The sequence below is a fragment of the Paracoccus denitrificans genome (genome assembly GCF_900100045.1).
Taxonomy (GTDB): Bacteria; Pseudomonadota; Alphaproteobacteria; order Rhodobacterales; family Rhodobacteraceae; genus Paracoccus; species Paracoccus denitrificans.
This window is the reverse complement of the sequence record NZ_FNEA01000029.1, coordinates 1-20832: the sequence shown is the minus strand read 5'-3', so window position 1 is coordinate 20832 and position 20832 is coordinate 1. Positions and strand designations below refer to the sequence as shown.

The following is a 20832-nucleotide window of genomic DNA, read 5'->3' as shown; positions in this document are numbered from 1 at the left end:
GTCACCGGCAGGTCCAGGCGGCAGGTGGGATCAGCGGGCGTTGTCGATTCCGCTGACCAGCATCTGCACGGCGTCTTCCGAGGCCATGTCGTTGACGAAGAACTGCGCCACGACATCCCCGAACACGGTGGCGAACTGGGGCTGGCTGGCGAAGCCATGCGTCGAGGCCCCGAGCATGGCGCCGTTCTCGATCGCGATGGCGCGATCCTCGAAGCCCTTCTTCGCGCAATCGTCGAAATCGTCCACCGGCAGGTCGGTGCGGGCCGGGATCGAGCCCTTGATCAGGTTGAAGTCATGCTGGACCTTGGGGCCCATGACCACTTCGGCCAGGGCGTCCTGCGCCTTGGTCACCTCGGGATCGGTCACCTTGAACATGCCGAAACTGTCGATCAGCCATTGGAAGGACGGGGTTTCCGATGGCGTCGCGAAGCACAGGAAATCCTCGCCCGGCTTCAGGCCCTTGGCCAGGAATTCGCCCTTGGCCCAGTCGCCCATGATCTGCATCCCGGCCTGGCCGTTGATGACCATGCCCGAGGCCACGGCCCAGTCGCGGCCGGTGAAACCGTCGTCGACCAGCCCCCGCACTTGGCGCAGCGTGTCGAAGACCTGTTTCATGGTGTCCGAGGACAGCGCCTCGGGGTCCAGTTCGACCAGCGCCTTGTTGTAGAATTCCGGCCCGCCGATATCCGCGACGAGCGCGTCGAATATCACCTGGATCTGCCAGGGCTCGTCGCCCATGGCCAGCGGGATGACGCCGACCTCCCTCAGCTTCGCCCCGTCCTCGATCAGTTCGGCCCAGGTGCCGGGCTGCTCGATGCCGGCCTTGTCGAAGGCGGCCTTGTTCGCCCAGACCCAGTTCTGGCGATGCATGTTGATGGGCGCCGCGATCAGGTCGTCGCCGTTCTTGACGAAGGGCAGCACCTGCGGCGCAATGGCGGCCTCCCAGCCATTCGCCTCGTCAAGCGCGTTGAGCTCGCGCATCACGCCCTCGGCCGACCAGTCGATCCCCTCCCAGCCGATGAACTGCATGGCGCCGGGCGGGTTGCCAGAGGCCAGGCGCGAGCGCAACGCCTGCTGCATGTTGCCGCCGGACTGTCCGCCCACGGCGCTGTCCTGCCAGCCGTAGCCTTTGGCAGCCAGTGCTTCCCGGACGACGTTGAGCGCGGCGGCTTCGCTTTCGGCCACCCAGTGATGCATGACCTCGAGCTGTACCTCGGCCTGAGCGGGCATCGCGGCGATCAGCGATGCCGAGCTGGCGAGAAGGGCGGGAAATAGGTTCTTCATGGGGATACTCCCTGTTGTCGGTGGGGTGAAGGCTCGGTGGCGTGCCGCTCGTCTCGGGCCGGTCGGTTTCAGGCCTGGACGGCGGCGCCGTATTCCACGTTTCGGCCGCCAAAACGGCGGACACGGATATTGGCTTGTTCGGCATGGCCGACGAAGCCTTCCATGTGGCACAGGCGCGACGCATAGGCGCCGATCATGGCCGAGGCTTCGTCGGTAAGGATCTTCTGATAGGTGCAGGTCTTGAGGAACTTCCCGACCCACAGCCCGCCGGTATAGCGCGCGGCCCGCAATGTCGGCAGCGTGTGGTTGGTGCCGATCACCTTGTCCCCGAAGGCGACATTGGTGCGCGCGCCAAGGAACAGCGCGCCATAGTTCGTCATGTTGTTCAGGAAATGGTCGGGATCGGCGGTCATCACCTGCACATGTTCCGAGGCCAGGCGATCACCCTCGGCCACCATCTCGTCCAGCGTGTCGCACAGGATGATTTCGCCGTAATCCACCCATGCCTTGCGGGCGATCTCTGCGGTGGGCAACAGTTGCAGCAGCCGCTCGATCTCGCGCAGCGTGTCGCGGGCCAGCTTTTCCGAATTGGTGATCATCACCGCCGGCGAGTTCGGGCCGTGCTCGGCCTGGCCCAGCAGGTCGGTGGCGCAGATCTCGCCGTCCACGCTGTCGTCGGCGATGACCAGCGTCTCGGTCGGGCCGGCGAACAGGTCGATGCCGACCTTGCCGAAGAGCAATCGCTTGGCCTCGGCGACATAGGCGTTGCCGGGACCGGCCAGCATGTCCACCGGGGCGATGGTCTCGGTGCCGTAGCCCATGGCGGCGATGGCCTGCACGCCGCCTAGACAATAGATCTCGTCCGCGCCGGCCAGCGCCTGGGCGGCCACGATCTTGTCGGCGATCCTGCCCTTGAAGGGCGGGGCGCAGGTGATGACGCGCTGGCAGCCCGCGACCTTGGCGGTCAGCACGGTCATATGCGCCGAGGCCAGCAGCGGATATTTCCCGCCCGGGACATAGCAGCCGACATTCTGGATCGGCACGTTCCTGTGGCCCAGGATGACGCCCGGCAGCGGCTCGACCTCAAGGTCCAGCATGGTGTCGCGCTGCGCCTGCGTGAAATTGCGGATCTGTTCCTGTGCGAAGTCCAGGTCGTGGCGTTCCTGCGCGCTCAGCCCGTCGATGCAGGCGGCGATCTCGGCCTCGGTCAGCCGATAGCTGTCGCGGTCGAGCCCGTCGAACCTGACGCTGAGCTCGCGCACGGCCTTGTCGCCACCCTCGGCGACCTGCGCCAGCAGCTTCTCGACGGCTTCGGTGACGGCGGGGTCGGTCTGGTCGCCCTGCTGCAGGCGCGGGGTCTTCACATGCCGGATCATGGCAAATCTACCTCTGGGGGTGAAGCCTCGCGGCCACCCGTGCTGGTTTCGGAAAAAGGGGTGAGGGCAGGAAAGGTGGGATGCGGGGGCGGCGTGCCTCCCCCGCCGCGCGTTCAGAGCATCTGCTCTTTCGCGCGCATCTCGGCATAGGCTTCCTGCTCTTTTTCGTAATAGGCGGGCGAGGGGAAATCCCACCAGCCGGTGGCGAAGGGGCCGGCGGCGTCGCGCGACACGATCACCTCGACCAGCGTCGGGCCGTCGGTGTTCAGCGCTTTTTCCAGCGTCGATTCCAGATCTTCGTCCTTCTCCACTTTCCAGGCCTCCAGGCCAAAGGCCTTGGCGGTGGCGGTAAGATCGGCAGAATAAGGCTCGCCGTTACCGGCATGGCGATTGAACTCGGACGCGATGTGACGACCCATGAACTTCCGCTGGCCGCCGCGGATCGACATGTAGCCCTGGTTGTTCAGCACCAGGAACACCACATTGATGCCGTTCATCACGGCGGTGCCCATTTCCGGCAAGGACATCATGAAGTCGCCGTCGCCGACGATGGCCACGACCTTCTTTTCCGGACAGGCCAGCTTGGCGCCCATGGCCGCCGGCACCGCCCAGCCCATCGGCGAATAGGAACCCGAGGTCAGATGCGTGCGCGGCTCATAGACCGGGAAGCTCTGCTTGACCGAGCCTTGGGTGTTGCCCGAGCCGACCACGACGATCCCGTCGCGCGGCAGCACCTTGCGCAGCGCGACCAGCGGCCGCTGCGAGGTAAAGGGGGTCTCGCGGCTGCTTTCGCGCGGTTCGACCTGTGCGCGCCAATCTGCCTTGGCCTTGTGCACATCGGCGTGGAAATCGGCGTTGCGGTCGCGCAGTGCAGCAGCGTCGGCATCGCCGATCGCCTCCAGCAGCTGGCCAAGCGCGATCTTCGCGTCCGAGACGATGCCGACCTCGGTCGGATAGGTCTTGCCGATCTCGCGCGGGTCCAGGTCGATATGGATCAGCTTGCCGGGCGGGAAGCTGAAGGACACGCCCTTGGCATAGGACGAGGCCGACCAGTCGGTGAAGCGGCAGCCCACCGAGACCACCACATCGGCCGAGGCGGTGATCTGGTTGCCGCAGGTGGTGCCGGTCTGGCCGACGGCGCCGATGAACAACTCGTTGTCCTCGGCGATGGCCCCCTTGCCGTTCCAGGTGATCGACACGGCCGCGCCCAGCTTTTCGGCCAGCGCGGTCAACTCTTGCGTGGCGTTTGCCGTGATCGCCCCGCCGCCGGCGACGATCACCGGGCGGCGGGCCGACAACAGCACCTTGGCGGCCGCCTCGATCGCCTTGGGATCGGGATAAGCGACGCCGACGGGCAGGCGCTTGTCCAGCGGATGGATGGTGACCTCCTCGGCCTCGACCTGAACGTCCATCGGGACCTCGACATGAACCGGGCCGGGGCGGCCGGTCAGCATTTCGCTGAAGGCGCGGTGCATGATCGAGGGCAGCGTCCTGACCGAATGGGCCTGCCAGGCGCGCTTGGTCACCTGTTCGGTGATGCGCGGGAAGGCGTTGTCCTGCCGACGCTCGATCTCCTGCATGGTGCCGTGGCCCTGCATGTAGGTCTGGGGCGAGCCGGAGACATAGAACACCGCCGTCGAATCGGTATAGGCGGTCGCCAGGCCGATGATCGTGTTCGCCGCCCCCGGCCCGACCGAGGTCGAGCAGGCCATCGGCTTGCCGCAGGCGCGGAAATAACCATCCGCCATATGGACGGCACTCTGCTCGTGCATGACCTGGATGAAGGGGATCTCGGAGCCTTCCTGCAGGAAGGCGTCGAACAGCGACCAGATGCCGTGGCCCGGCACGCCCGCGACATATTCGACGCCGTATTCCCTGAGCGCACGCGCTACGACTTGTCCACCGGTAAGCTTCATGAGATTCCCCGTCTGGTTGCTGCACCCTTGGCATGGCGGTGCAAATCTGCGTTCAACTGCCAGCATGCTGCGGCCTTGACGAGTTTGTCGCAATTTCGCATTCATTCGTTTCATGACGCAGACTGACGCACGGTCTGCGCAAGGATCTGGAGATGACCCGGTCAGACCTTACCCACGACCCCGCCGGCCGCATGGCGAATTTCGCCGCAAACCTGCGCCTGCTTTGCGACCGGCAGGGCTCGATCTCGCAGATCTGCCGCAAGCTCGGCATCAATCGGCAGCAGTTCAACAAATACCTGTCGGGCCGCCACATGCCCTCGTCGGGCAACACACGCCTGATCGCGAATTTCTTCGGCCTCGGCCCCGACATCCTGTTCAGCGAACATGAGCGTTTCCGCGCTCTGGTCGACGGCAACTTCTTCGACGTGCTGGACCATCTGCGCCGGGCGCCGCAGGTCGCGCGCTTTCTCGATACGGTGGCGGTCTCGACCAAGATCGACATGGGGGAATATGTCGGCTGCTATGACCGCTACCAGTATTCCTCGATCTACGCGCGCAAGATCCTGCGCTCGGCCTTCTGCATCTTCCAAAGCGGAGATTTCCTGAACCACTATTACGTCGAGCGTTTTCCCAGCTACGACGACCCGTCGCGCACCGAATACATCTTCAAGTATCACGGCTTCACCTTCCCGGTAGAGGACCGCGTCTTCACCATCGACTTCGAGACGGTGCAGCGCAACGAATTCACCTTTGGCATCTTCTCGACCGTGCAGCGCAGCGCCAAGCGCTTCATGTTCGGCATCGTCAGCGGTGTCGCGGCGACGATGTTTCGCCAGCCCTTCTCGACCCGCGCGGTGCTGCATTACCGCCGCCCCGGTTTGCTGAGCCGGGCGGAACTGCAGGCGACCACGACGCTGGACATGAACGACGCCTCGATCCCCCGCGAGGCGCGCGAATATCTGGGCGAAAGCCCCGACATGATCAAGCCGGTCTGAACCGACGCACGCGATGCCCGGAACTGCGCCAGTCTGCGTCAGTTTTGCGGTGGTCGCGCAATGGTCTGGAAGGTCTTTCCGTGCTGTCCTTGCGCCATATCCAACATCCTCGGGGACATCACCATGCACAACCAGATCCGCGACCTTGCCTTTGCCGACGAGTTCATCAAGGCGCAGCTTATTGAAAGCCCTAAGGATTACCTGGTCGAGGACGCCGTCGTCGTCAACCTGTCGCCCGAACCGCTGGTGACCGGCACCGATCACCCCGGCATCGTCCCGGCGTGGAAGTCGACCTGGCTCAGGGGCGGGACGATTCGCTCGGGCGAGCGGGCAGCGATCATCAAGGTGCTCAAGCCCACAAACCTTGGTGGCTGCATGTTCCGCGGCTGGGACTGGCTCGGCAACCGGATCAAGAGCTTTCCGCGCGACACGCCGCTGTTCATCTCGGCCCAGGACAGCATCGGCCTGGTCACGACCGACCCCCATGTCTTTACCAACGAACGCCGCACGGCCGAGGAACCGCAGGAGTTCGAGCTGAAGCTGAACCTGTGGTGGTCGCCGGGCGATACGGATTGCTTCATCCATAACGAGCATCCCTTTCTTGAGGTGCATACCCAGATCCACGGCCTCGGCCGGATGCAGAAATTCGCCGAACGCGACGAGAATACCCTCTACGAGGATGTGATCATGCCGACCGGCTATTCGCATGATCCGTTCTGCCGGGTGACCGGCCCGAACCAATGGACCTATCCATGGCACCGCTACTACGCCGACACCGATTCCGTCTGGCTGGCGGTCGAACTGCACCCCAAGGGCTGACAGGCACCAAGAAGGCGCAATGATTTCCGGCGAATCCTGGACCCGCATCGAAAGCGATGAACTGGGCAGCCGCCGGCTGCCGGGCGAGGCGCTCTATGGCATCAACACGCTGCGCGCGGCCGAGAACTTCCCGGTCTCGGGCATGAAGATCGGGTCGCTGGCGCCGCTGATCCGCGCCATGGCGCTGACGAAAAAGGCGGCAGCAGCGGCGAATTACCGGCTGGGCAAGCTGTCGGCGCGCAAGGCCGAGGTGATCGGCCGGGTCTGCGACGAGTTGATGGCCGGCCAGCATGCCGGTCATTTCGTCATCGACGTGTTCCAGGGCGGCGGCGGCACCTCCAGCCACATGAACCTGAACGAGGTGATCGCCAATCGCGGGCTGGAGCTGATGGGCCGCGCCTGCGGCCAGTATGAGCACCTGCACCCGATCCGCGACGTCAACCGCTCGCAATCCACCACCGACGTGCATGCGACGGCGCTGCGCATCGCGCTGATGCAGGGTGCGCCGGGGCTGGAACGGGCTCTGCTGGCGCTGGCCGAAGCCTTTGCCGGAAAGGCGCAGGAGTTCGGCGGCATCCTCAAGCTGGCGCGCACCCATCTGCAGGACGCGGCGCCGATGACCCTGGGCGAAGAATTCCACGCCTTCTCGACCGCGCTGCGGCACGAGGCGGCACGGATCTGGCCGGCCTCGCAAGGCCTGGCGGGGCTGAACCTGGGCGGCACCATGGTCGGCACCGGCCTGGCCGCGCAGCCGGATTTCGCCGAGACGGTGATCGCCGAGTTGCAGCGCCTGACCGAACTGCCCCTGCGCCGCGACGACGATCTGGTCTGTGCGGCCTGGAACAGCGCTGGCCTGGTGCAGTTCTCATCGCTCTTGCGCGGCATCGCGGTGACGCTTTCCAAGATCGCCAACGACCTGCGCCTGCTGTCCAGCGGCCCGCGCGGCGGCATCGGCGAGATCTCCCTTCCCGCCGTCCAGCCCGGGTCGCCGCTGATCGCGGGCAAGGTCAATCCCGTGATCCCGGAAATGGTCAGCCAGGTTGCCTTTCACGTTGCCGGGGCCGATGTCGCCGTTGGTATGGCGGCCGAGGCCGGGCAGTTGCAGCGCAACGCCTTCGAGCCGCTGATGGCGCATTGCCTGCTGACCAGCCTGGGCATGATCGAGAGCGCCGCCCGCATCTTTGCCGAACGCTGCGTGCAGGACATTCGGGCAGCGCCCGAGGCATGCGCCGGCAATCTGTCGGCACCCGGCACCCTTGCCGCCGGGCTGGTGCCCCTGGTCGGGCGCGCCGCCGCCGCCGATATCTCCGAGGCGGTCGCTAGGGGCGAGGATCTGGGCGCGCTCTTGCGCGGACAGGGCCTTGCCTCGGGCGATCCGGCCGACTGACCCCAACTCGCAAAGGAACCTGACATGAGCCTCAAGGCCGATGCCTATGCCGTGCTGCTGCCGGCGATCGACGATCTGGTGCTGACCGATCCGCTGGCGCGTTTCCTGGATCAGGGCGGCCGCGCCCTTCTGATGGGCGAAACGCGGGCGGAATATGTCGCGCGCAGCATGTCGGACGCCCGCCGCCGGGGCGAAAGCGCCGACAAGTTGCGCGCACTGACCGGCCGGATCACCGGCCTTGCCGGCCCGGCGCTGGTGGCGCTGGATCAGGAGCCCTCGGGCATCCGCCGGCTGCACGGGCTGGTGCCGCAACTGCCCGACAACGAGGCGCTGCACGCCATGGCCTCGGAAGAGATCGAGCGGGTCGCGTTCCGCATGGCCCAGGCGGCGCGCGGAATGGGCGTGACCATGTTTCTGTCGCCGGTCATCGACGTGGTGACCGGGCACAATCCCTGGCTGCAGGGCCGGACATTGGGCACCGATGCGGTCGAGGTGGCGCGGATCGGCTGCGCCTTTATCCGCGGCGTCGAGGCGGCGGGCGTCGTCGCCACCGCCAAGCATTTCCCCGGCCATCACGACATCGACGGGGATCCGGCGGTGGATGCGGCCACGGTCAGCGGCGGGGCCGACGCGCTGGCGCCCGGCATGGTCCCCTTTCGCGCGGCCATCGCCGCGGGTGCGCGCGCGGTGATGACCGGACCGGCGCTGGTGCCGGGGATGGACGCCACGATGCCCTCGTCGCTTTCTGCCACCACCATCGCCGCGCTGCGGGGGCTGGGTTTCACCGGGCTGGTGGTCAGCGACGACCTCGACGCCGCCGGCACCCTGCGCGGCCAGCGCGACGTCCCGACGGCGGCGGTCGAGGCCTTGCGCGCAGGGTCCGACCTGCTGCTTTTGTCGGCGGCGAACGATCTGGAACAGGTCCGCACCCGCATCCTGTCGGCCGTCGCCGAAGGCAGCCTGCCCGATGAGCGCCTGACGGAAGCCGCCGCCCGCGTCCGCGCGCTTGCCGACAGCATGGGTTAAAGGCTGGATGCGCCGGCGGGTTACAGGCTGTTTCTGAACCATTCGACGGTTTCTGGAGCCAGTTCCTTCTCTGCCAGGCCGGTCGAGGTGCCGGCACCGAAATCGTGGTCGGGTTCCAGCACCATCAGATCCTTGGTTCCCTCGCGATATTGCAGCAACTGGTTGCCGGAGATGGGCTGCGGGGTGACGATGGTTTCCTTCGGGCCCATGATGACGCGCAACGGCCCCGGGTAGGAGGCAATGGCCCCTGCCGCCGACATCAGTGGCAGTTCGTGAAAGAAGCCGCCGTTCAGCGTGGTCTGGCCGCCCCAGGAAAGATCGGCAATGATCGCCTCGTCCTTGCCCGTGGCCAGGTCGGCGAGGTTGCCGGTTTTGGCCATGTATCTCTCCTCAGGGAGGCGCCGAGAAACGCCGCCGTCAGCTGCGCCGCATCATGTCCGACAGCTTCTCGCCGATCATGATGCAGACCGCGTTCGGGTTGCCCGAGATCAGCGTCGGCATGATCGAGGCATCGGCGACCCTCAGCCCCTCGATGCCATGGACGCGCAATTGCGGATCGACGACCGCCATGTCATCCACTCCGGCCCGGCAGGTGCCCGCCGGGTGCAAAGCCGCATGGGCCGTGGTCTGGCAGAAGCGCCGGATCTGATCGCGGGTGACGGGCCCGGCCTCGGGCAATTGGCGGCGCTCGACATAGCGGCTGATCGCGGATTGCTCCATCACCTCCAGCGCGAACATGGCGCCGTCGGTGATGGTTTCCAGATCATGGGGATCGCTGAAATAATTCGGGATCACGCGGGGGAAGGCGGCGGGATCCGCGCTGGTCAGCCGCACTTCGCCGCGCGAGCGCGGGCGGATCTGGCCAAGGTTGATCGTGCAGCCATTGCCGCCTGGCACGGCTTCGACCCCTTCCTCGACCCCCGCGCCGACGACCATGAAATATTGCACATCGGGACGCTTTTCCGCCCGGTCGGCCCACCAGAAGGCGCCGCCCTCGATCAGGTTGGAGGAAGCCGGGCCACCCTTGAACAGCAGGTAGTTCAGCCCCGCCAGCGCCTTCCAGTGCAGCTTCTTGTACTTGTCGTAGCTGTGCGGACCATTGAGCTGATAGATCAGCGAAATCTCGATATGGTCCTGAAGGTTCTGCCCGACGCCCGGCAGGTCGTGGACGACTTCGATTCCATGGCGGCGCAGTTCGTCCGCCGGACCGATGCCGGACAGCATCAGGAGCTTGGGCGTATTGATTCCGCCCGCCGACAGGATGACCTCGCGCCGGGCGCGGATCGTCCGGGTCCGACCCTTGGCGACATATTCGACACCCGTAGCGCGACCGTTCTCGACCAGCACGCGCAGCACCCGCGCCCCGGTGCGCACCGAGAGGTTCCTGCGTTTGCGCGCGGGCTTCAGATAGGCGACTGCCGCGCTGCTGCGGCGTCCGTTCCGCGCGGTGATCTGGTAGAGCCCGCAGCCGGCCTGATCGCCCGAGTTGAAATCCGGGTTCAGCGGCAGTCCCTTTTGCTGGCAAGCTTGCAGCCAGGCGCGGGTCAGCGGATGGATATGGTCGATGTCCGAGACCCCCAGGGGCCCGTCGATGCCGTGGGCCTCGTTGCAGAAGCGGTTGTTGTTCTCGGCCTTGCGGAAATAGGGCAGGACGTCCTGATAACCCCAGCCGGACGCCCCCAGGTTTTCCCATGTCGCGTAATCGTCTGGATTGCCCCGGACATAGATCATCGCATTGACCGAAGAGCCGCCGCCCAACACGCTGGCCTGCACCATCGTCGGCTGCTCCGTGCGATTCTGCCCATCCGTCGGCTCCCAGGGGAAGCGCTTGAGCAACGGACCCTGCGCGGTTTTGTAATAGGCGCCGGGGATGTGGATATAGGGGTTCCGGTCGCGCGGGCCTCCCTCCAGCAGGACGACCTGGGTATCGGCGTCCTCGCTGAGACGCGACGCCATGACGCAGCCAGTCGATCCTCCGCCGACGATGACGTAATCCGCCCAGTCCATCCCGTATCTCCTTCCGGCCTGTCGATGCAGTAAGCCGAGCGGCGGTGGGGTTGGCAATTTCGCAAGCGTGATGCAGGTGACGCAACAGCGCGTGGCGATTGCGTCAGGTTGCGCAAGAATTCATGGGACTGCGCAATTGCCGTGGCGACGGCTCGCGCGGAAACTCCGTATATCCCAGGAAAGGAAAACCCATGTCCGTCGAACGCCAGACAATCGTCCTCCATTCCCTGATCGCCAAGGACGCACCCATGGCGATGGACCTGAAGATCGCCGCCGATCTGGGTTATGACGGCATCGAGATCTCGGCCGCCAAGATGCGCGCCTTCCTTGCCGCCGGATGGACCGAGGCCGACTTGGTCGAGCGCCTGCGCGGTTACGACATTCCGGGCACCGGCTTCCTGATGGATATCGAGCGGCACGGCGGGGCCGAAGAGTCGCTGTGGCGGGATGCCGGCGAACTTTTCCATCTGGCGCAGATCGCGGGGGCGAAGGCCGTGCAGGCGATTACGGGCCCGGTCTCGGTCGCCACGGTCAGGGCGCATGCCGCGGGCCGGCCGGTGACCGGCTATTCCGGCGTCCTTGGCCTGCCTCGCGACGAGCAGATGCGGATCACCGCCCGCAACCTGGCCCGGCTGGCCGACATGGCCGCCGAGAGGGGGCTGATCCTTTATTTTGAAGCGCTTGGCTGGTGCCCGCTAAACACCGTCTCGGACCAGCTGGAACTGATCGACCGGGCGGGACGGTCCAATGTGAAGATGGTGGTGGATTTCTGGCACTGCTATGTCTCGGGGGATACGCCCGAGCGGATCGCACGGATCGACAGGAATGCGATCTATGGCGTGCATGTCTGCGATTCGCTGCGCCACGACGGCGGCATCCCGGACGAGGCGGTGCTGCGCGACGTGCCCACCGGCGGCGGTGTGCTGAACCTTCAGGAATGGGTGGATGCGGTGAAGGCGACGGGCTATGTCGGCTGGTGGAGCGGCGAGTTGTTCTGCCGCAGGCAGCATCAGGACGACAGTTTCAGGGTCGCGGCAGGGATGAAGGCGCTTATGGAGCGCCTTGTCCTTTAGGGTCTCCGGGCCAGAGGGTGGCACAATGGCGGGCACAGATTTTCCGCAGCGCGAGCGGATCACCCTGTTGGCGTGCTTTCTTGCGGGTGGCCTTGGCATCGGCAGTTGGGGCGCCAACCTGCCGGCGTTGGGTCGGCGGGCAGGGTTGGATGAAGGTGCGCTGGGGCTGGTTCTGCTATCCTTCGCGGCCGGCGCTATCCTGGCGATGACCAAGGCGCCGCCGGTGATCGCCAGGATCGGGGCCGAGCGGCTTTCGGTAATCGCCGCCGGATTGTTCGGGCTGGGTATCATTGGCATCGGCTGGGTGACGCAGATGGCCGCCGCGGTGATCCTGGCAAGCCTTGCCGGTCTCGTCTTTGGTGCGCTGGACGTGGCGATGAACAGCCAGGCGTCCTATCTTGAACGGCGCGCAAGGCGGCCAGTCATGTCCTCGTTTCACGCCATGTTCAGCGCTGGCACGCTGATCGGCGCACTGACCTATGCGGCGCTGGCGCATCGCGGCGTCGGGAACGGTTCGATCCTGTCGCTGTCGGGCAGCGTGATCGTGGTGATCGCGGTTGCCGCGTTCACCCGCACGACTGTTGCCGTGGCAGAGCCGGCGAACGATGCCACGACCGCCAGAAGCCGTGCCAGGCCAGGAATTGCGGTGCTGGTGCTGGGTACGCTGGCCTTCGTGATTTTCCTGGCCGAAGGCGCGATCATGGATTGGGCTGCCGTCTATCTGGTGCGGGTCATCGGCACATCGGAAAGCATCGGTGCGGCCGGATATGCGATCTTTGCGGGCATGATGCTGTTGGGCCGGCTGCTGGGGGACCGGGCCAACCGCGCTTTAGGCCCATCGCGATTGTTTCGGATCTCGGTCGCCGCGGTGGCGCTATCCATGGCGGCGTTCTTGCTTTCTGGTTCGGTCTATCTGGCCTTTGCGGCGCTTGCCTGCAGCGGACTGGCGATGGCGAATGTCATCCCGCTGATCTTCTCGGCCGCGGGTATGCTTGGCGCGAGGGACGGTGGGCGTTCGCTGTCTCGGGTGATTTCGATGGGTTATGCCGGAATCCTGTTGGGTCCGGCACTGATTGGTTTCCTGGCCCAGGCGGTTTCCCTGACGGCGAGCCTTTCACTGGTTCTGGTGGGTCTCGCGGCGGTGGCATTCTTCGGCCGGCATTTCAAGGAGGGGATATTGTCCTAGGTGCTGCGAGGTCGGTCTCTAACCACTCGGCAAAAATCACTGCTGGCAGAAACCGTTCCCGCACTGAGACAATTGCACGGTGAGCGTAACGCACCCGTCAGCTGCGGTAATTTTCGGTTATTGTCGCCTGGGAATCGCGCTGGAATAGGTATTCAGGGCCAGCAGGTGGCGGTCGGCCTTTTGCAGGGCTTCGAGCGCGGCGGCACGGTCGCGGTTCGCCAGCAATCCGCACAGCACCTCGGACACCGCCAGCGCCGGCGCGAGGGTGTGAAAGAAGGTCGGGCTTTCCGTCGCGCAAAGAATCACCTCGTCGGCAACGCCGTTCAGCGGCGAGACCTCGCTGTCGGTGATGGCGACGACGCCCATGCCCTTTTCCCGCGCGAGCTGGGCCAGTTCCAGGCTGTGCCGCGCATAGGGGTTGATCGAGATCGCCAGCAGCACATCCTCGGCCCCCGCGCGCATCAGCCCGGCGACCTTTGTTGATGCCGACAGCGGCGACTGGCGTTTAGGAAACGCGACACATTCCTTGGTGTCGGCGCACCCCCCGCTGGTCAAGTGCTTTCCTTGGAGGCCGACGAGGCGGCTTCGCGACCAGCGAATTGGCCAATACGGCGCGTGAGCAAGGACTTATCAATCTGCTGGTCGAGGCGCTGACATCAGAGCCCAGGAATAGATCATCCGCTTTTGGCCAGGGGTCGAAATCGGCGCAGGAACCTTAGAAAGACGGTTAACTCTTCCGAAGCATTGCCGCGTTCCCAGACCGCGGTGATCGGCAGCTTGGCGGGCATGTCGGTCAATTGGCGGATCGCGATGCCTTGCCGGGGCATGTTGCCGATCGCGCTGGAATAGATCGCGACACCGGCCCCGGCGATGACAAGGCCGAAGATGCCGTCGCTGTTGGTCGCCTCGAGCGATATTTCGGGCAGGAACCCACGCGCCCGGCATTCTGCAAACACCTGGTTGCGAAAGATCATCCAGCTGTCGCCCGTTCCGAATACGAACTTCTCGGCCTTCAGGTCGCTCAGCGCCAGTTGATCGCGCTTCGCGAGATGGTGGTTCACGGGCAGGATGGCAACGTAATCGTTCTCGTCAAAAGGCAGGCTGTTGATCGGCTGCTGGTCCGAGACCCCGTAAAGAAAGCCGATGTCGATCCGATGGCGCAGGATCGCCTCGTGTTGATGGATCGTCGACATGAAGATCAGATCAAGGTAGATGTCGGGATGCGCCTCGTTGAAGGTGCGCAGGAAATGCGGCAATGCGCCATTGATCGCGAAATCGGTATAGGCAATGCGCAACTCGCCCCGGACGCCACGCGCCGCCTTGCGGGCGCGCTCGACCGCCCGGTCAATCCGCGCCGTCACATCCGCGATCTCGGCCAGAAAGACCCGGCCAGCCTCGGTCAGCTCGACCCGGCGCGTCGAGCGCACCAGAAGCGGCGTGCCGACATGGTCCTCCAGCTGCTGGATTGTCTTGGTCAGCGCGGGCTGCGCCACGCGCAGGCTTTCCGAGGCGCGGCGAAAATGCAGCTCCTGTCCAAGCATGGCGAAGGCCCGCAGATGTCGAAGATCAAGGCTCATGTGGCGCCCGGATTAATTCTCATTGGTTATCAATAATGCCGAATTCGATATTTTACAACGACGGCTCGGCCATGGATCATCCAGGTATCGCAGGCGACAGAACCTGCGGGAAAACCAGTTCAACAGCTTCAGGGAGTGCACGAATGACAGGCGATCACATATCGCTGCATGTCCGGCGCAAGTTATCGGATGTCTGCGCGCGACAAGCTGAGGCAAGCTAGAGACGATCCGAAAGGTCCCCCTTTCGGTCATAAGCCGCGGGCAGAACGTCGACCGCTGTCTCGGGCACGGATGCCATTTCTCGCAAAGGCAAGCCGATCCGCTCCATGGCCTGGGGCGGCAGGGGCGCCGGCATGCGCATCCGCATCTGCACCAGCCGTCACTGCCCCGCGATGCCTTCCGTCCTTGTTTCTCGAATGAAGAAAGGTCAGACATGACAGCACGATTTCAGGATCAGACATCGGCGCCGGCGCTGCGCAAGGTCATCGGCGCTGCCGCGATGGGCAATTTCGTCGAATGGTTCGACTTTGCCGTCTATGGATTCCTGGCGACGATCATCGCCAGCCAGTTCTTTCCCAGCGAAAGCGTCAGCCTGGGGCTGCTCAAGACTTTCGGGGTCTTTGCGGTGGCCTTTGCCATGCGCCCGCTGGGAGGGATCTTCTTCGGCGTCCTGGGTGACCGGCTGGGCCGCAAGGGGGTCCTGTCGCTGACGATCCTGCTGATGGCCGGGGCCACGACCTTGATCGGCCTTCTGCCGGTCCATGCAAGCTGGGGCATGGCGGCACCTGTCCTGCTGACCGTCCTGCGCTGCCTGCAGGGCTTTTCGGCGGGCGGCGAATACGCCGGTTCAATCGCATATGTGATGGAACACGCGCCGAACGACAGGCGCGGCTGGTATGGCAGCTTCATCCCGGTATCGACCTTCCTGGCCTTTGCCTCGGCCGCGCTGCTGGTCTTTGCCCTGGAAAGCAGCCTGACCGCCGAGGCGATGACCGCCTGGGGCTGGCGCGTGCCTTTCCTGCTTGCTGCGCCCCTGGGGCTGGTCGGCCTTTATCTGCGCTGGCGCATGGAGGAAACGCCCGCCTTCAAGGCAATGGCCGCCGAGGACAACACCCATGCCCATTCGCCCCTTCGCGAAACCCTGAAAAGCCAAAGCCAGTCGATGCTGCGGCTGGGGACGTTCATCTCGCTGACAGCGCTGTCCTTCTACATGTTCACCACCTACTTCTCGACCTATCTGCAGGTGGAGGGCGGGTTCACGCGACCGCGTGCCTTGCTGGTGACGATGATCGCCCTGGTCTTTGCCGCGCTGTTCTGTCCGGTCGCGGGGCGCATCTCTGACCGGATCGGCCGGCGCAACACGATCCGCTTCGTCTGCGCATGGCTGTTCGTCATGGTGGTTCCGGCCTATCTGCTGGCCAGCTCTGGCGCGCTGTGGAAGGCCATCCCGGGTGTCCTGCTGCTTGCGACTGGTGCGCTGACGGCCAATGTGGTGACGGCGACGCTGCTGTCCGAGACCTTTCCCACGCGGACCCGCTATACCGCCTCGACCTTTACCTACAATGTCTCATATACGATCTTCGGCGGCACCGCCCCGCTGATGGCGACCTGGCTGATCGACACGACCGGCAACAACCTTGCCCCGGCCCTTTACCTGATGGTCATTGCGGTTCTGGCGGGCCTCGGCGGGCTGGCCCTGCGCGAAACCTCGCGGATCTCGCTGATGGACGATGCCGCGCTCCAGCCGGATGCCGAACTGTCCCTTTACCCCGCCCAGCAAGCCGCAAGATGACCCGGCCGGCCCCCTTGGTCCTGGTCCGGGGGGCCGCCCTTTTCCAAAGCCAACCCTCCCTGATCCAAGGATGAATGATATGCAGCCCGCTGTTCAGATCGACGTGGACGAAGCCAGTGGTATCTGGCGCACCGACGGCCTGCCCATGGTCTATGTTCCGCGTCATTTCATGGTGAACATGCACAAGGAAATCGAAAAGACCCTGGGACGCGATGCCTATGAGGCGATGCTGGACCGCTCTGGCGCGAAGTCGGCCTTTTTCTGGTGCAAGCGCCAATCCGAACTGCTGGGTGCATCCGAGCGCGATGTCTTTGCGCTTTATCTGCGGCGGCTTTCGGAACGTGGTTGGGGCCGCTTTTCCATCGAGCAACTGGACCTGGACCAACTGGCGGCCCAGGTCACGCTGAGGGATTCGATCTATGTGCTCGAGTCGGAAGGGCAGGCGGCCGCGCCCACCTGCTATATGTTCGAGGGCTTCCTGATCGGCGCCATGCAGTTTGTCTGCGCCATGCGCGGCATCGATCCGCAGGCGATCACCTGTCGCGAGGTGCAATGCGCGGCCATGGGCGCCGCCGAATGCCGCTTTGAGGTCTCCTGCGTCCTGACGGACTGAACGCGCTCCTTGGGCTGCCCAAAAAGCGATGCAGCCCGATCATCATATCTTATCGAAATGGAAAACGTCATGAAGGACAAGGCCAGCACGATCTATGAGAATGCAGTCGTCATCGACGGTCTCATCATCTCGAAATGGGGCGGGGATCTGTTCAGAGAAATGCAGCAATCGGGGCTGACGGCCGCGAACTGCACCTGCAGCGTCTGGGAGAATTTCAGCGATACCGTCAACAATATCGTGCAATGGAACCGCTGGTTTCGTGAATTTGGCGACCATATCGTCAAGGCGGAAAGCGTTGCGGATATTCGCCGCGCGAAGGCTTCTGGAAAGACGGCGATCGTTCTGGGCATGCAGAACACCTCGGCTTTCGAAGACAGGATCGGCTATGTCGAGATCCTCAAGACCCTTGGTGTCGGCATCGCGCAGATGACGTACAATACCCAGAACTGGGTCGGCAGCGGCTGCTATGAAAGCCGCGACAGCGGCCTGTCGGATTTCGGGCGCGAGGTCGTGGCCGAGATGAACCGAGTCGGAATGCTGTGTGATCTCAGCCATGTAGGGCCGAAGACGTCGAGAGAGGTGATCGACACCTCGACGGTGCCGGTTGCCTATTCGCATTGTCTGCCCGCGGGGCTGAAGGCGCATCCCCGCAACAAGTCGGACGAGGAACTGCGCTATATCGTCGACAAGGGTGGTTTTGTCGGCGTGACGATGTTCCCGCCCTTTCTGGCCAATGGCGTCAATTCGACCATTGCCGATTACATCGCTGCAATGGATTACGTCATCAATATCGTGGGCGAGGATGCTGTCGGCATCGGCACCGATTTCACACAGGGCTATGACCGCCCGTTCTTCGACTGGATCACGCATGACAAGGGATTTGGCCGCCGCCTGACCAGCTTTGGCGAGATCATCAACCCGGCCGGCTTCCGCGAGATTCGGGATTTTCCGAATATCGCGGATGCCATGGCCGATGCCGGCTGGACCGAGGCACGGATCGAAAAGATCCTGGGTTTGAACTGGTTGAACCTGCTGCAAACGGTCTGGGGAAAGTAAGAACGAACAGCACGAATACGGGATCACGCATCGGGATAATCCTTGCCGCCGAAATGCGGCACCCGGCCCACCAACAGAAGGCACCGCCCTTGCTTCGGACAAGGGCGGTGCGACCCTATTCCAGTACGCACAGAGAGTTATAAGAGTGTGTGTAGGTTGGCGCGCAATGCAGGCAGGCTCCCGCCTGATATCTGTCGCGCTGCATATGATCGCGGGTCTGTGCGAACAGGTTTTGGCGCTGCATGGGCGGATAAATTAATATGGCCGCAAACGGGCGGCGTCGGCAGGATTTGACGCCGTATCGGTTTATTTCAGGCATCCCGAGAGCAGACGGCTCACTACGTCGGCGGTCATCGCGAGGTTCGGTAGCGCATGGCAGTTCCAAGGAACGATTTGCTCTCTGATTCGCAGAGTTGTTGGGGCGAAAGCCGGCTAAGCTTGCAGTGGTCGCGATGGCGAACAAAGGGCGAGGACGAAGCAGCCGTTGCCGGATGCTCAAGGGCGGCAAGCTGGGTTGCCTCTTCCAAGGTGACCGGGCAGCGTTCGAACGCACCGTTCCACGCCTCATTCTCAATCGTCTCCCCTCTGTTGCGGCGAAGGGGAAGCTCATTGTTGTATTTGTCAGACCTTTTATGTTTTTTGCCGCCCTGCTACCCTGCGCCAAACGGGAGGGTGTCGATGAGCCTGCAATATGACGAGATCGTGCGCGGCGGACTGGCCCGCCAGGTGGCCGACCTGATCCGCACCGCCATCCTTGAGGGCCGGCTTGCCGTGGACGAACGCCTGCCGACCGAAGAGGAACTGGCACGCCGCTTCGCCATCTCTCGCCCCACGGTGCGCGAGGCGCTGAAGGTGCTGGCGGCTCAGAACCTGATTCGCTCGCGCCGCGGTCCTGCGGGCGGCACCTTCGTCAACCGTCCGGATGCCGATGGCGCTGCGCGCAGCATCACCGACACGGCGACGCTGCTGGTCGGCATGGGCCGTTTCGACATCGACGAGATCGTGACGGCGCGGATGCAGACCGAGGCGCTGTGCTGCCGCCTTGCCGCGCAGAACCGCAGCGATGCCGATCTTGCGGCGATGGCCGCCGAGATCGCCTTGCAGCGGGACGAGGCCCTGTCGGACGAGGATTTCTGCGCCTCGGACGTCCGCTTTCATCGCGCCGTGGTGCAGGCCACGGGCAACGGCCCCTTGCAACTGATGATGCACGCGATGATCGAAAGCTTCATCCCGATCACCAACATGCTGATCTATCGCGATCACGAGCGCCGCCGCACCGTCGCCGCGCATGAGCGTATCCGCGCAGCCATCGCCGCCCGCGATGCCGAGACGGCCGCGCAACTGATGCGGGACCATGTCGAGGGCATGCGCGCCCTGCTGGACCAGGCGCTGGCCCGCCGCAATGCCGACAAACCCCGAGGAGGAACCCCATGACCGAAACATTCCGCGCGCTTATGATCGAGGACCGGGACGGCAAGCCCGTGGCCGGCTTTCGCGACCTGACCCGCGACGCGCTGCCCGACCATGAGGTGTTGGTCGAGGTCGCCTATTCGACCCTGAACTACAAGGACGGGCTGGCAGTCACCGGCAAGGGCCGCATCGCCCGCCGCCTGCCGATGGTGGCGGGGATCGATCTTGCCGGCACGGTGGTCGAAAGCCGCTCGGACCGCTGGCAGCCGGGCGACAAGGTGATCGTGAACGGCTGGGGATTGTCGGAAACCGAATGGGGCGGCTACAGCCGGTTCCAGCGCCTCAAGCCCGAATGGTTGACCCGCCTGCCCGAGGGGTTTTCGTTGCAGGATGCCATGGCCATCGGCACGGCCGGCTATACTGCCGCGCTTTGCGTCGATGCGCTGGAGGACTGGGGCGCGATCCAGCCCGGTGGCCCCGAGGTTCTGGTGACGGGCGCCGCCGGCGGCGTCGGCTCGACGGCGATCAGCCTGCTGGCGGCCAAGGGCTATACCGTCACCGCCGCCACCGGCCGGCCCGAGACGCATGACTATCTGGCCGGACTGGGTGCCACGGGTTTCGTGGATCGCGCTACGCTGGCCGGAAAGGGCGGCCCGCTGCAAAAGGAACGCTGGGCGGGGGCGGTGGACAGCGTGGGCTCCACCACGCTGGCCAATGTGCTGGCGCAGACCAATTACGGCGGCGCGGTCGCGGCCTGCGGGCTGGCAGGCGGCTTTGACCTTCCGGCGACGGTCATGCCGCATATCCTGCGCGGGGTGGCGCTCCTGGGAATCGACAGCGTGATGGCGCCGCAGGCGAGGCGCGACCGGGCCTGGGCGACGCTGGCCGCGCATCTGGACAAGGCGCATCTGGCCAGCATCGCCCGGGTCGAACCGATGTCGCAGTTGCCTGCGCTTGCGGCGGACATCGTTGGGGGCCGGATCCGGGGCCGGGTGGTCATCGACGTGGCCGGATAGCGCCGGGGCGGGGACCGGCAGGGCCCGGATCCGGCCCTTCAGGTCCCCGCCCTTCAGGTCATTGCCCGCGCCAGTTCCGCCGCCCGCGCACGCAGGGCGAACTTCTGGATCTTGCCGGTCGAGGTCTTGGGCAGCGGCCCGAACACCACCCGCGACGGGCATTTGTAGCCCGCAAGCCCGGCGCGGCAATGCGCGATCAGGCCGGGCTCGGTCTCCTCGCCGCCCTCGCGCAGCTCCACGAAGGCGCAGGGGGTCTCGCCCCATTTCTCGCTGGGCATGGCGACCACGGCGCAAAGCGC

The 20832-nt window shown here is 64.8% G+C and carries 19 protein-coding genes; 11 read left to right on the top strand and 8 right to left on the bottom strand.

Annotation, left to right across the window (positions count from 1 at the left end; translation table 11 throughout):
- Positions 1-30 precede the first annotated feature (30 nt).
- The 3 genes from BLT64_RS20520 to BLT64_RS20510 all read right to left on the bottom strand — a co-directional run bounded on the left by BLT64_RS20520 (position 31) and on the right by BLT64_RS20510 (position 4576).
- Positions 31-1284 carry an ABC transporter substrate-binding protein gene (locus BLT64_RS20520; protein WP_011747418.1) on the bottom strand — a complete coding sequence of 418 codons (1254 nt, stop codon included), beginning with the start codon at positions 1282-1284 and terminating at the stop codon, positions 31-33.
- A gap of 68 nt (positions 1285-1352) precedes the next feature.
- Positions 1353-2660: a histidinol dehydrogenase gene (gene hisD, locus BLT64_RS20515; RefSeq protein WP_011747419.1), complete on the bottom strand. Its 1308-nt coding sequence runs from the start codon at positions 2658-2660 to the stop codon at positions 1353-1355.
- Positions 2661-2773: 113 nt separating this feature from the next.
- The gene (locus BLT64_RS20510; RefSeq protein ID WP_011747420.1) at positions 2774-4576 is read right to left on the bottom strand and encodes a thiamine pyrophosphate-binding protein; all 1803 of its coding nucleotides are present in this window, start codon (positions 4574-4576) and stop codon (positions 2774-2776) included.
- 152 nt (positions 4577-4728) lie between these two features.
- Between BLT64_RS20510 and BLT64_RS20505 the strand changes: the two genes are divergently transcribed.
- From BLT64_RS20505 to BLT64_RS20490, 4 genes are all read left to right on the top strand, one after another.
- Positions 4729-5571 (top strand): helix-turn-helix domain-containing protein, encoded by an 843-nt coding sequence (locus BLT64_RS20505; protein WP_011747421.1) that lies wholly within the window; start codon positions 4729-4731, stop codon positions 5569-5571.
- Between the two features lie 123 nt (positions 5572-5694).
- Complete coding sequence (locus BLT64_RS20500; protein WP_041529815.1) at positions 5695-6390, top strand: hypothetical protein; 696 nt, start codon at positions 5695-5697, stop codon at positions 6388-6390.
- Positions 6391-6409: 19 nt separating this feature from the next.
- Complete coding sequence (locus BLT64_RS20495) at positions 6410-7777, top strand: aspartate ammonia-lyase (protein ID WP_011747423.1); 1368 nt, start codon at positions 6410-6412, stop codon at positions 7775-7777.
- 24 nt (positions 7778-7801) lie between these two features.
- The gene (locus BLT64_RS20490) at positions 7802-8803 is read left to right on the top strand and encodes a glycoside hydrolase family 3 N-terminal domain-containing protein (RefSeq protein WP_011747424.1); all 1002 of its coding nucleotides are present in this window, start codon (positions 7802-7804) and stop codon (positions 8801-8803) included.
- Positions 8804-8823: 20 nt separating this feature from the next.
- Here BLT64_RS20490 and BLT64_RS20485 read toward each other — a convergent pair whose 3' ends face one another.
- On the bottom strand, positions 8824-9183 hold the full coding sequence (locus tag BLT64_RS20485; protein WP_011747425.1) for a hypothetical protein: 360 nt from the start codon (positions 9181-9183) through the stop codon (positions 8824-8826).
- A gap of 37 nt (positions 9184-9220) precedes the next feature.
- On the bottom strand, positions 9221-10810 hold the full coding sequence (locus BLT64_RS20480; RefSeq protein ID WP_011747426.1) for a GMC family oxidoreductase: 1590 nt from the start codon (positions 10808-10810) through the stop codon (positions 9221-9223).
- A gap of 191 nt (positions 10811-11001) precedes the next feature.
- Between BLT64_RS20480 and BLT64_RS20475 the strand changes: the two genes are divergently transcribed.
- Both BLT64_RS20475 and BLT64_RS20470 read left to right on the top strand, forming a co-directional pair.
- The gene (locus tag BLT64_RS20475) at positions 11002-11883 is read left to right on the top strand and encodes a sugar phosphate isomerase/epimerase family protein (RefSeq protein WP_011747427.1); all 882 of its coding nucleotides are present in this window, start codon (positions 11002-11004) and stop codon (positions 11881-11883) included.
- Positions 11884-11908: 25 nt separating this feature from the next.
- Positions 11909-13069: an MFS transporter gene (locus BLT64_RS20470; protein ID WP_011747428.1), complete on the top strand. Its 1161-nt coding sequence runs from the start codon at positions 11909-11911 to the stop codon at positions 13067-13069.
- A 117-nt stretch (positions 13070-13186) separates the two neighbouring features.
- Here BLT64_RS20470 and BLT64_RS20465 read toward each other — a convergent pair whose 3' ends face one another.
- Entirely contained in the window at positions 13187-13624 is a 438-nt protein-coding gene (locus BLT64_RS20465; protein WP_011747429.1) for a MurR/RpiR family transcriptional regulator, read from the bottom strand.
- 119 nt (positions 13625-13743) lie between these two features.
- Entirely contained in the window at positions 13744-14646 is a 903-nt protein-coding gene (locus tag BLT64_RS20460; RefSeq protein ID WP_011747430.1) for a LysR family transcriptional regulator, read from the bottom strand.
- 433 nt (positions 14647-15079) lie between these two features.
- On the opposite strand from BLT64_RS20460, the gene BLT64_RS20455 reads away from it, so the two are divergent.
- From BLT64_RS20455 to BLT64_RS20435, 5 genes are all read left to right on the top strand, one after another.
- Positions 15080-16438, top strand: coding sequence for an MFS transporter (locus tag BLT64_RS20455; RefSeq protein WP_011747431.1), 1359 nt, complete (start codon positions 15080-15082; stop codon positions 16436-16438).
- A gap of 79 nt (positions 16439-16517) precedes the next feature.
- Positions 16518-17051, top strand: coding sequence for a 4-vinyl reductase (locus BLT64_RS20450; protein ID WP_011747432.1), 534 nt, complete (start codon positions 16518-16520; stop codon positions 17049-17051).
- A 69-nt stretch (positions 17052-17120) separates the two neighbouring features.
- Positions 17121-18107 (top strand): dipeptidase, encoded by a 987-nt coding sequence (locus tag BLT64_RS20445; RefSeq protein WP_041530121.1) that lies wholly within the window; start codon positions 17121-17123, stop codon positions 18105-18107.
- Between the two features lie 678 nt (positions 18108-18785).
- A complete protein-coding gene (locus BLT64_RS20440) occupies positions 18786-19541 on the top strand; it encodes a FadR/GntR family transcriptional regulator (RefSeq protein WP_011747434.1) in 756 nt (251 codons plus the stop codon).
- A complete protein-coding gene (locus BLT64_RS20435) occupies positions 19538-20533 on the top strand; it encodes an MDR family oxidoreductase (RefSeq protein ID WP_011747435.1) in 996 nt (331 codons plus the stop codon). Before BLT64_RS20440 ends, BLT64_RS20435 begins: the two co-directional genes overlap by 4 nt.
- A gap of 53 nt (positions 20534-20586) precedes the next feature.
- On the opposite strand, the gene BLT64_RS20430 is transcribed toward BLT64_RS20435, so the two are convergent.
- Positions 20587-20832: AMP-binding enzyme (locus BLT64_RS20430; protein WP_437438288.1), on the bottom strand; the 246-nt coding region annotated here is incomplete at its 5' end.

Coding starts and splice junctions, on each gene's coding strand:
- BLT64_RS20520 (WP_011747418.1), bottom strand. CDS start 1,284: ATGAAGAACCTATTTCCCGCCCTTCTCGCCAGCTCGGCATCGCTGATC.
- hisD (WP_011747419.1), bottom strand. CDS start 2,660: ATGATCCGGCATGTGAAGACCCCGCGCCTGCAGCAGGGCGACCAGACC.
- BLT64_RS20510 (WP_011747420.1), bottom strand. CDS start 4,576: ATGAAGCTTACCGGTGGACAAGTCGTAGCGCGTGCGCTCAGGGAATAC.
- BLT64_RS20505 (WP_011747421.1), top strand. CDS start 4,729: ATGACCCGGTCAGACCTTACCCACGACCCCGCCGGCCGCATGGCGAAT.
- BLT64_RS20500 (WP_041529815.1), top strand. CDS start 5,695: ATGCACAACCAGATCCGCGACCTTGCCTTTGCCGACGAGTTCATCAAG.
- BLT64_RS20495 (WP_011747423.1), top strand. CDS start 6,410: ATGATTTCCGGCGAATCCTGGACCCGCATCGAAAGCGATGAACTGGGC.
- BLT64_RS20490 (WP_011747424.1), top strand. CDS start 7,802: ATGAGCCTCAAGGCCGATGCCTATGCCGTGCTGCTGCCGGCGATCGAC.
- BLT64_RS20485 (WP_011747425.1), bottom strand. CDS start 9,183: ATGGCCAAAACCGGCAACCTCGCCGACCTGGCCACGGGCAAGGACGAG.
- BLT64_RS20480 (WP_011747426.1), bottom strand. CDS start 10,810: ATGGACTGGGCGGATTACGTCATCGTCGGCGGAGGATCGACTGGCTGC.
- BLT64_RS20475 (WP_011747427.1), top strand. CDS start 11,002: ATGTCCGTCGAACGCCAGACAATCGTCCTCCATTCCCTGATCGCCAAG.
- BLT64_RS20470 (WP_011747428.1), top strand. CDS start 11,909: ATGGCGGGCACAGATTTTCCGCAGCGCGAGCGGATCACCCTGTTGGCG.
- BLT64_RS20460 (WP_011747430.1), bottom strand. CDS start 14,646: ATGAGCCTTGATCTTCGACATCTGCGGGCCTTCGCCATGCTTGGACAG.
- BLT64_RS20455 (WP_011747431.1), top strand. CDS start 15,080: ATGACAGCACGATTTCAGGATCAGACATCGGCGCCGGCGCTGCGCAAG.
- BLT64_RS20450 (WP_011747432.1), top strand. CDS start 16,518: ATGCAGCCCGCTGTTCAGATCGACGTGGACGAAGCCAGTGGTATCTGG.
- BLT64_RS20445 (WP_041530121.1), top strand. CDS start 17,121: ATGAAGGACAAGGCCAGCACGATCTATGAGAATGCAGTCGTCATCGAC.
- BLT64_RS20440 (WP_011747434.1), top strand. CDS start 18,786: ATGAGCCTGCAATATGACGAGATCGTGCGCGGCGGACTGGCCCGCCAG.
- BLT64_RS20435 (WP_011747435.1), top strand. CDS start 19,538: ATGACCGAAACATTCCGCGCGCTTATGATCGAGGACCGGGACGGCAAG.